At 71.5% G+C, this 256-nt stretch carries 1 pseudogene; it reads right to left on the bottom strand.

The window, feature by feature from the left end:
- Positions 1-256, bottom strand: a pseudogene (locus J0695_RS42855) (hypothetical protein); the annotation flags it as partial.

Below are 256 nucleotides of genomic sequence, written 5' to 3'. Positions count from 1 at the left end.
CTTCTCCACGGTGCGCTTGCGATTCATCAGCGCGGGCAGGACGGGGGCGTCGAGGTCCCGCCATGAGAGCTGCTCGGCGGGCTGTTGGACATCGGCTGGCGGCTGGGTGCTCGGGGCGAAAAAGTCTGCTGCGGGCGGGCAGCTGGTCTCGGCTATGCCCTCCTCCGGCTCGGGCGCCCCCTGGCGCTCGGCCTTCTCCTTCGTCGCCCCTGGGGCGGGGGCAAGCGCGGACGACGCCTCGTTAGAGGCTCGTTCG

It is taken from the genome of Streptomyces beijiangensis (assembly GCF_017315755.1).
Classification (GTDB): Bacteria; Actinomycetota; Actinomycetes; order Streptomycetales; family Streptomycetaceae; genus Streptomyces; species Streptomyces beijiangensis.
This window is presented reverse-complemented; position numbering and strand designations above follow the sequence as displayed.